The following is a 9,146-nucleotide window of genomic DNA, read 5'->3' as shown; positions in this document are numbered from 1 at the left end:
CCAGCAGCAGCGCGCACGCCGCGCACGCCGCCCATCGCGGCAGGCCACGGCGGCCACCGCGGCCCGCCGGCGACGTGCGTTGGTCTCGTGTGCTCATCGGTCGTCCCCGGCAAAACCCTCGTGGCCCGCCTCGCCCGGCCCCGGCCGAGGGCGGCCGCGCCCGGTCAGCAGGAGCTGCGGCGAGGCGTCGAGCTCCTCGACCAGGTGACCGAAGCGCTGCGAGGTGGTGGTGAGCTCGCCGAGCAGGACGTCGAGCTGCGGCAGGGTGCGCTCGACCAGATCCTCCCCGGCGGCGCCTGCGCTGTGCTCCAGCCGTGCGGCCGCGTGGTCGATGCGGGCGATCAGGCGGCGCAGCTCGACCACGGCCGGTGCGGCTTCGGCAGCGCCGCGCTCGAGCTTGGCGAGCACGCCGCCGATGCGGGCGATGTTCGTCGGGCTCAGCGTGGCGCGCAGCGCGGCCAGGGTTGCCGGCAGCTCGGCCACGCCGCGATCCACACCGGCGGCGGCCGACTCCAGGCTGGCCAGCGCCCCCTGCAGGCGCTCGATCGTGCGTTCGTCGGCCAGGCGTGCGAGGCGCTCGCCGAGCGCCTGGAACTGGTCGAAGGCGGCGAGCGCACGCCCGGAGAGCGCCTCCACCAGGCCCGGCTGCAGCGCGATGCGCGGCGGCTCGCCGTCGGCCGCGAGCAAGGGCCTGCGATCCTCGCCGCGGTCGTCGAGCTGCACGAAGGCGAGTCCGGTCACGCCCAGCGTGCCGAGCGTGGCGGTGGTGCCCTGCGTGAGGGGCAGGTCGGCCGGCACGGCGATGCGCACCAGCAGCGTACGCAGGTCAGCAGGGTCGATCCCGATCGCGCGCACGCTCCCCACCGCCATGCCGCGGTAGCGCACGCGCGACTGCTCGCCCAGGCCGTTGATGTCGCCGTGCGCCTCGAGCACGAGCTCGCGCATCGGCACGCGCTGGTCGGAGAACCACCAGATCGCGAACACGATACCGGCACCGAGCACGATTGCGAACAGCCCGGCGGCGAGCGCGTGGGCACGGTTTTCCATGATTCAGCCTGCTCCTGCGCCGTTGGACCGACTGCGGCGCGCCTGCAGCCCGCGGAAGAAGCGGGCGACGAAGGGGTGGTCGAGGGCGAGCGTTTCGTCGAGCGACGCGTGGCTGACGATGCGGCGCTCGGCGAGCACCGCCACGCTCGTAGCCATCTGCGCAAGTGTATCGAGATCGTGGGTCACCAGCACCACGGTGAGCCCGAGCTCGCGGTGCAGCGCGCGGATCAGGCGGATGAAGCTCGCGCTGCGGTCGGGGTCCAGCCCGGCGGTGGGCTCGTCGAGCAGCAGCAGCTCGGGCTCGAGCGCGAGCGCGCGTGCGAGCGCCACGCGCTTGACCATCCCGCCCGAGAGCTCGGCCGGCATCAGCAGCGCGTGCGCCGCCTCCATCTCCACCATCTCCAGCTTGAGCGCGACCAGGCGGTCGATCTCCTGCCGGCTCATCACGCCGAGCTCGCGCAACGGGAAGGCGATGTTCTGCGCCACGCTGAAGGCCGAGAACAGCGCCCCGTGCTGGAACAGCACCCCCATGCGGCGCTGCCGCGCCAGGCGTTCGGCCGCCCCACCGGCGTCGAGCGCCTCGCCGAACACCTCCACGCCACCGGCGGCGGGTCGGGTGAGGCCGATGACGTGACGCAGCAGCGTGGTCTTGCCGCTACCCGAGCCGCCCACCAGGGCGACGATCTCGCCGGCGTGGATGGAGAGGTCGAGGCCCTCGTGCACGACGTTACGTCCGAAGCGGGTGACGATGCCTTCGAGGCGGACCACCGCATCGCGGCCGGCCGGGGCGGGATCGTCCAGCACCGGGGCGCTCACAGCGGCAGCCCGATCGAGCGCGTGGCGATCGCGAACACCGCATCGACCAGGATCACGACCGTGATCGCCGCCACCACCGAGGCGGTGGTGTGGGTCGACAGGCTCTCGGTGTCGGGCTGCACGCGCAAGCCGAAGTGGCAGGCGACGAGCGCGATCAGGAAGCCGAACACCGCGCCCTTGGCCAGCCCGATGTAGAGGTTGGCGACCGGCACCGCGTCGGGCAGCGCCTGCAGGAAGAAATGCAGCCCGATGTCGAGCTCGACCCACGCCGACACCCAGCCGCCGAAAAGCGCGATCGCCGAGGTCCACAAGACCAGCAGCGGCATCGCCAAGGTGAGCGCGACGACCTTCGGCAGGACCAGGCGCAGGCTGCGCGACACGCCCATCGCCGCGAGCGCGTCGATCTCCTCGGTCACCCGCATCACGCCGAGCTGCGCCGTCATCGCCGACCCGGAGCGCCCCGCCACCAGCACCGACACCAGCACCGGCCCGAGCTCGCGGATGATGCCCATGCCGAGGATGTTCACGATGAAGGCGTCCGCGCCGAAGGTGCGCAGCTGCAGCGCGGACAGGTAGGACAGCACCACGCCGATCAGGAAGCCCACCAGGGCCGAGACCGGCATGGCCCGGACCCCGACCTTGTAGAGGTTGGCCGAGATCTCCAGCAGCGGCCAGTCGCGCGGATGGTGCAGCAGGTGGCCGAGGTCGAGCACGAGGCGACCGAGCAGCGCGACGAACCCGGCGAGGTGGCCGGCAAAAGCCAGCAGCCCCGCACCGAGCAGCGCCACCCCGTCGAGGGCGGGGCTGCGCGCGGGGGTCGGCAGCGCATGGGCGGCGGACTGCTCGATGCGGCCGATGATCGCGCGCTGCGCCTCGTCGGCCTCCAGGGCCACGGGCCAGCGTTCTCCCCAGGCCTGCCACAGCAGCAGCGCGCCGAAGCTGTCCATGCGGCGCACCGCGCGCAGCGACCAGCGCGCGTCGCCGTGCACCGTGGCGAGCGCGACACGCAGCGCGGGCAGGTGCGCGTCGAGGCCGCGCAGGGTCCAGTCGCCGGCGAGGCGGATGCCCTCGGCCCCGGCCGCGAAGACCTCGTCGAGCGCGCGCCCCGCCATCGCTGCTCAGGTGGCGGGCGAGCGCAGGCTGAGCGCGCGGATGTAGAGCGCGCGCCCGAGCCCCTGCCACTGGCGCTGCTCCTCGTCGAGCGCGGCTGCGGTGAGCGGCAGCTTCTGCAGCCAGCCCGGCGCGGCGGTGAGGCTGAAGCCGCGGCCCTCGCGGCGCAGCGTGACGGGCGGCAGGCCACGCGCGTCGCGGGCGCGATGGATCACCACCGCCAGGCGCATGCAGGCGATCAGCAGCCAGTCCACGCTACCCGGGTCGATCGAGGCGACGCGCTCGAGCTTGCCGCGATGCGCCAGCACCAGGCGCGCCAGGCGGGCCTGGTCCATGCGCGAGAAGCCGGGCATGTCGGCGTTGCCGACGATGTAGGCGCTGTGCTTGTGGTAGCTCGAGTGCGCCACCGAGATGCCGATCTCGTGCAGCAGCGCCGCCCAGCGCAGGAAGCGATGGTCGTCGTGCTCGGGATCGGCGGTCTCGGGCTCGAGCTGCGCGAGCAGGTGGCAGGCGGTGTCGGCGACCTGCTGGGCCTGGCGCAGGTCGACGCCGTAGCGGCGCACGAAGGCGCTCACGGTGGCGTCGCGCAGGTCGTGGTGGTGGTAGCGCCCGAGCAGGTCGTAGAGCACGCCCAGGCGCAGCGCGCCTTCGGAGAACACCATGTGCTCAAGCTCGAACTCCTTGAAGATCGCGCTCATGATCGCGAAGCCGCCGAGGATCACCGGCAGGCGGTCGCCCTTGAGGCCGGCCAGGTCGATGTTGTCCAGGCTGCCGGCGCGCAGCAGCAGCGCCTTAAGCTTCTCCAGGCCCTCGCGGGTGATGCCGCTCGCGGACAGGCCGTTCTGCTCGAGGATCTCGACGATGGCCTTGGCGGTGCCGCTCGAGCCCACCGCCTCCTCCCAGCCGGCCTCGCGGTAGGCCGCCGAGATCGTCTGCAGCTCGCGGCGGGCGGCGAGCTCGGCCTCCTTGAAGGCGCGCTTGTCGATGCGGCCTTCGGGGAAGTAGCGCAGGCTGTAGCCCACGCAGCCCATGTAGCGCGACTCGAGCAATTGCGACTCGAAGCTCTTGCCGACGATGAACTCGGTGGAGCCGCCGCCGATGTCGACCACGAGCTGCTGGCGATGCGGATCCGGGAGCGTGTGCGCGACGCCGACGTAGATCAGGCGCGCCTCCTCGCGGCCGGCGATGATCTCGATCGGGAAGCCGAGCGCGGCCTCGGCGCGGATCAGGAACTCGGGCGCGTTCTTGGCCACGCGCAGCGTGTTGGTCGCCACCGCGCGCACCCGGGTGGGCGGAAAGTCGCGCAGGCGCTCGTGGAAGCGCTGCAGGGCGGCGACGCCGCGCTGCTGCGAGGCGAGATCCAGCATCTTGTCGGGCGACAGGCCGGCCGCCAGGCGGACCGCCTCCTTGAGGCCGTCGAGCGGATAGATCTGGTCGTTGACGATCCGGCCCACCTGCAGCCGAAAACTGTTGGAACCGAGGTCGATTGCGGCGATCAGATCTTGCATTGTGGTGTCGGCAGCTGGCACCCCGGGGCGCCGGAATGCGGGATTCTAACACCCCGCAAAAGGCATCCGAGCCACGCCGGCAGGGCATTTGCGGTGCACCAGGGCGGCGCCCGGGCAGTCATGAAACCGCAATGGAAATGTCACATAATCCCGAGCGAACTTCCGCGCACAGGAATCCCGAATGCACGCCGACCGCATGACCGCGAACTACCCGCCCGAACACTTCCTCAACCGCGAGCTCTCGCTGCTGCAGTTCCAGCGCCGCGTGCTGGCCCAGGCCGCCGACCCCACGGTACCGCTGCTCGAACGCCTGCGCTTCCTGTGCATCGTCTCCAGCAACCTCGACGAGTTCTTCGAGATCCGTGTCTCCGGCCTCAAGGAGCAGATCCGCATCGGCAGCCGCAAGTCGGGCGAGGACGGGATCGCGCCCGCCGAATTGCTCGAGCGCGTCAGCGACGAGGTGCACGAGATCATCTCCGAGCAGTACCAGCTGCTCAACGGCGACATCCTCCCCGCGCTGGAGAAGGAAGGCGTGGTCTTCCCGCGCCGCAGCCTGTGGACCGAGGCCCAGCGCGCGTGGATCCACAACTACTTCATGCGCGAGGTCATGCCGGTGCTGACGCCGATCGGGCTGGATCCGGCACACCCCTTCCCGCGCGTGCTCAACAAGAGCCTGAACTTCGCCGTCGAGCTCGAGGGTCGCGACGCCTTCGGGCGCGACTCGGGCGCGGCGATCGTGCAGGCACCGCGCGCGCTGCCGCGCGTGATCCGCCTGCCGCGCGAGCTGTGCGAGCAGGAGTATGGCTTCGTGTTCCTGTCCTCGGTGCTGCACGCCCACGTCGGCGAGCTGTTCTCGGGCATGAACGTGCTCGGCTGCTACCAGTTCCGCGTCACGCGCAACTCCGACCTGTTCGTGGACGAGGAAGAGGTCAAGGACCTGCGCACCTCGCTCAAGGGCGAGCTGCAGCAGCGTCACTTCGGCGACGCGGTGCGGCTCGAGGTCGCCGACAACTGCTCCGAGGAGATGGCGAGCTTCCTGCTGCAGCACTTCCACCTCACCCCGGGCGACCTCTACCGCACGCCCGGCATCGTCAACCTCGTGCGGCTGATGCAGGTCCCCGACTGGGTCGAGCGCCCGGACCTCAAGTACGCGCCCTTCGTGCCCGGCCTGCCGAAGGTGCTCGACAAGCGCCGCCAGGTGTTCACCGCGATCCGCGGCGGCGACATCCTCCTCCACCACCCCTTCCAGAGCTTCGGCCCGGTGATCGAGCTGCTGCGCGCGGCGGCCGACGACCCCCACGTGCTGGCGATCAAGATGACGGTGTACCGCACCGGCACCGACTCGGTGCTGATGGAGCACCTCGCCCGCGCCGCGCAGAAGGGCAAGGAAGTCACCGTGGTGCTCGAGCTGATGGCGCGCTTCGACGAGGAGGCCAACATCACCCTGGCCAACCGCCTCGAGGAGGTCGGTGCGCACGTGGTGTATGGCGTGTTCGGCTACAAGACCCACGCCAAGCTGCTGATGATCGTGCGCCGCGAGGAAGACGGCCTGCGCCGCTATGTGCACATGGGCACCGGCAACTACCACCCGCGCACCACGCGCTTCTACACCGACTTCGGCCTGCTCACCTGCAACAAGGAAATCGGCGAGGATGTCGCCACCGTGTTCAAGCAGCTCACCGGCCTGGGCAAGGCCACCGAGCTGCGCCACCTGTGGCAGGCGCCCTTCACCCTGCAGCCCAACGTCGTGGCGGCGATCCGGCAGGAGGCCGTGATCGCGCGCGAAGGCCGCCGCGGCCGGGTGATCGCGAAGATGAACGCGCTGCTCGAGCCCGAGACCATCGAGGCGCTCTACGAGGCCTCGCAGGCGGGCGTCGAGATCGACCTCATCGTGCGCGGCCCGTGCGCGCTGCGCCCGGGCGTACCCGGCCTGTCGGACAACATCCGCGTGCGCTCGGTGGTCGGGCGCTTCCTCGAACACCACCGCATCTTCCACTTCCACGCCGACGGCGCCGAGCACATGTACCTGTCGAGCGCGGACTGGATGGACCGCAACTTCTTCCGCCGCATCGAGATCGCCTTCCCGGTGCTCGACCCGCGCCTCAAGCGCCGCGTCATGAAGGAAGGCCTGCGCCCCTACCTCGGCGACAACTGCCAGGCCTGGGACATGCAACCCGACGGCAAGTACCGCCGCAAGCACCCCCGCAGCATCCGCCGCGCGGCGCAGCTCATCCTGTTGAAGGAACTCGCGGCGAGCAGTTGACCGGGCACGCCCGGGGCATGCGCCGGGCAAGGCCGCGCGCGTCCCCGCCGCGGCTTCGGCACGCCCCCTACTTGCGCTGCGCGTCGATGACGCCGGACACCTCGCGCACCAGGGTGATCGCGCGCTGCACCTGCTTGATGCCGCCGACCTCCATCGTGAAGCGCATGTAGGCGGTGCCCTTCTTGGTCAGGGTGTTGACCGCGATCACGTTGAGCTTCTCGCGCGACAGCACCTCGGAGATGTCGCGCAGCAGGCCCTGGCGGTCGCTCGCCTGGACGTTGATGTCGACCTGGTAGAGCGCGTTGCGCGTGTCGTGCGCCTTCTCGCCCCACTCGGCCGGGATCACGCGCTCGGGGTGCTTGCGCGCGAGGTCCTGGAAGTCGGCGCAGTCGACGCGGTGGATCGAGATGCCGCGGCCGCGCGTCACGAAGCCTTCGATCGCATCCGGCGGCGCGGGCTTGCAGCAACGCGACAGCGAGGTCATCAGCTTGCCCACGCCGTCGATCAGGATCTTGTCCTGGTTGTCGCCGGAGCGGCTGCGGCTGCGGCTGACCACGAACTCGGGTTCGGCCTCGGCTGCCGGCTCGGGCGCGCTGCCCTCGCGCAGCGCGGTCTGCATCGCGCGCGGCCCCACCTCGCCACGCCCGGCGGCCAAATACAGCGCCTCGGCGTTCTTGAAGCCGAGGCGCTCGGCCAGCCCGTCGATGTTGGCCTGGCCGTGGCCGTCGCGCTGCATCTCCTTGGTGACGAAGCTGCGCCCGCGCGAGAGGATCTCCTCCTCGTCGAGCTGGGCGAAGTACTGCTTGATCTTGCTGCGCGCACGCGAGGTGGCGACGTAGCCCTGGCGCGCATCCAGCCAGTCGCGCGAGGGGCCGCCCTCCTTGGCGGTGACGATCTCCACCGTCTGCCCGCTCTCGAGCGCGGTGTTGAGCGGGACGAGGTGGCCGTCGATCTTGGCGCCCCGGCAGTGGTGGCCGACGTCGGTGTGCAGGCGGTAGGCGAAGTCGATCGGCGTGGCGCCGCGCGGCAGGTCGACCACCCTGCCCTGCGGGGTCAGCACGTAGAGCGTATCGTCGAGCGAGGCGCGCTTGAGCTGCTCCACCCAGTGCGCGGCGTCGGTGACCTCGTCGCGCCACGACAGCAGGTTGCGCAGCAGCGCGATCTTCTCGTCGTAGTCGCCGCCCTGCTTGGCGCCTTCCTTGTAGCGCCAGTGCGCGGCCACGCCGAGCTCGGCGTGCTTGTGCATGTCGAAGGTGCGGATCTGCACCTCGAGCGCGCGCCCATCTCCGGCCAGCACCGCCGTGTGCAGCGACTGGTAGTTGTTGCCCTTGGGCTTGGTGATGTAGTCGTCGAACTCCTTCGCGATCGGCTGCCACATCTGGTGCACGATGCCCAGCACCGTGTAGCAGTCCTTGATCTCGGGCACCAGCACGCGCAGCGCGCGGATGTCGAAGACCTGCGAGAAGTCGAGCCGCTTCTTGCGCATCTTGTTGTAGATGCTGTAGATGTGCTTGGCCCGGCCGGTGATCTCGGCCTCGATCCCGACCGCGCCCACTTCCTTGCGCAGTCGGGCGATCGCATCCTCGATGAACTGCTCGCGCTCGATGCGGCGCTCGTCGAGCATCCTGGCGATGCGCTTGTAGGTCTCCGGCTCGATGAAGCGGAAGGAGAGGTCCTCCAGCTCCCACTTGAGCTGCCACACCCCCAGCCGGTTGGCCAGCGGCGCGTAGATGTCCAGGCTCTCGCGCGCCACCTCGACGCGGGCGTCGCCCGGCAGGTCGGTGTAGAAGCGCAGGGTCTGGGTGCGCGAGGCCAGCCGCACCAGCACGACGCGGATGTCCTCGACCATCGCCAGCAGCATCTTGCGCAGGACCTCGGTCTGCGCGCGGATCTCGGGCGCGCTCGCGTTGGTGGTGAGGCGGGTGAGCACGCGCAGGCCATTGAGCTTGTGCAGGCCGCGCACCAGCGTGGTGATCGCGGGGCCGAAGCGCGCCTCGATCTCCTCGGCCGGATCGTCGAGCTCTTCCCAGGCCGCGAACAACAACGCGGCCACCCGCGTCTCGGCGTCCAGGCGCAGCGAGGCGGCGATCAGCGCGGCGCCAATCGCGTGCGTCCAGGTCGGCTCGCCGGTGCCGAGCACCTTGCCCTCGTAGAGGTCGGCGATCCATTCGAGCGCGGCTTCGATGCGTTGGCGTTCGCCCTGCTCCAGGCCGGCAGCGAGCAGATCGATCGGAGGGGCGGTGTCGCCCTGGGAGATGGCGTGGGTGACGGAGACCATGACGCGGATTATCCCACAACGGGCAGAACTCGGACGGCCCCGGGCGGGACTCGGGCAGGCTGGCTCGGGTCCTGCCCGCCCGCGCCCGCGCGCACGCGGCGCCGGACTTGCGCGCGCGCGGCGG

Annotated in this window: 6 protein-coding genes; 1 reads left to right on the top strand and 5 read right to left on the bottom strand. The window is 70.7% G+C overall.

Annotated features, from left to right (window positions below):
* Positions 1-93 precede the first annotated feature (93 nt).
* Genes C667_RS16815 through ppx form a run of 4 tightly spaced genes read right to left on the bottom strand, consistent with a single transcriptional unit; the run spans position 94 to position 4,481 of the window.
* Positions 94-1,047: an MlaD family protein gene (locus C667_RS16815; RefSeq protein WP_004370874.1), complete on the bottom strand. Its 954-nt coding sequence runs from the start codon at positions 1,045-1,047 to the stop codon at positions 94-96.
* 3 nt (positions 1,048-1,050) lie between these two features.
* Positions 1,051-1,851, bottom strand: coding sequence for an ABC transporter ATP-binding protein (locus C667_RS16810; RefSeq protein WP_245538485.1), 801 nt, complete (start codon positions 1,849-1,851; stop codon positions 1,051-1,053).
* A gap of 8 nt (positions 1,852-1,859) precedes the next feature.
* The gene (locus C667_RS16805) at positions 1,860-2,975 is read right to left on the bottom strand and encodes an MlaE family ABC transporter permease (RefSeq protein WP_004370870.1); all 1,116 of its coding nucleotides are present in this window, start codon (positions 2,973-2,975) and stop codon (positions 1,860-1,862) included.
* Positions 2,976-2,981: 6 nt separating this feature from the next.
* Complete coding sequence (ppx, locus tag C667_RS16800; RefSeq protein WP_004370868.1) at positions 2,982-4,481, bottom strand: exopolyphosphatase; 1,500 nt, start codon at positions 4,479-4,481, stop codon at positions 2,982-2,984.
* A gap of 181 nt (positions 4,482-4,662) precedes the next feature.
* Between ppx and ppk1 the strand changes: the two genes are divergently transcribed.
* Entirely contained in the window at positions 4,663-6,744 is a 2,082-nt protein-coding gene (gene ppk1, locus C667_RS16795) for a polyphosphate kinase 1 (RefSeq protein WP_004370866.1), read from the top strand.
* Positions 6,745-6,811: 67 nt separating this feature from the next.
* Here the strand turns inward: ppk1 and C667_RS16790 are convergent, their stop codons facing one another.
* Complete coding sequence (locus C667_RS16790; RefSeq protein ID WP_004370865.1) at positions 6,812-9,022, bottom strand: RelA/SpoT family protein; 2,211 nt, start codon at positions 9,020-9,022, stop codon at positions 6,812-6,814.
* Between the last annotated feature and the right edge of the window lie 124 nt (positions 9,023-9,146).

It is taken from the genome of Thauera phenylacetica B4P (genome assembly GCF_000310225.1).
GTDB lineage: Bacteria > Pseudomonadota > Gammaproteobacteria > Burkholderiales > Rhodocyclaceae > Thauera > Thauera phenylacetica.
Note: the sequence above shows the minus strand (reverse complement) of the source record. Positions and strands in the feature narration are given on the sequence as shown.

Coding starts and splice junctions, on each gene's coding strand:
- C667_RS16805 (WP_004370870.1), bottom strand. CDS start 2,975: ATGGCGGGGCGCGCGCTCGACGAGGTCTTCGCGGCCGGGGCCGAGGGC.
- C667_RS16790 (WP_004370865.1), bottom strand. CDS start 9,022: ATGGTCTCCGTCACCCACGCCATCTCCCAGGGCGACACCGCCCCTCCG.
- ppk1 (WP_004370866.1), top strand. CDS start 4,663: ATGCACGCCGACCGCATGACCGCGAACTACCCGCCCGAACACTTCCTC.
- C667_RS16815 (WP_004370874.1), bottom strand. CDS start 1,047: ATGGAAAACCGTGCCCACGCGCTCGCCGCCGGGCTGTTCGCAATCGTG.
- ppx (WP_004370868.1), bottom strand. CDS start 4,481: ATGCAAGATCTGATCGCCGCAATCGACCTCGGTTCCAACAGTTTTCGG.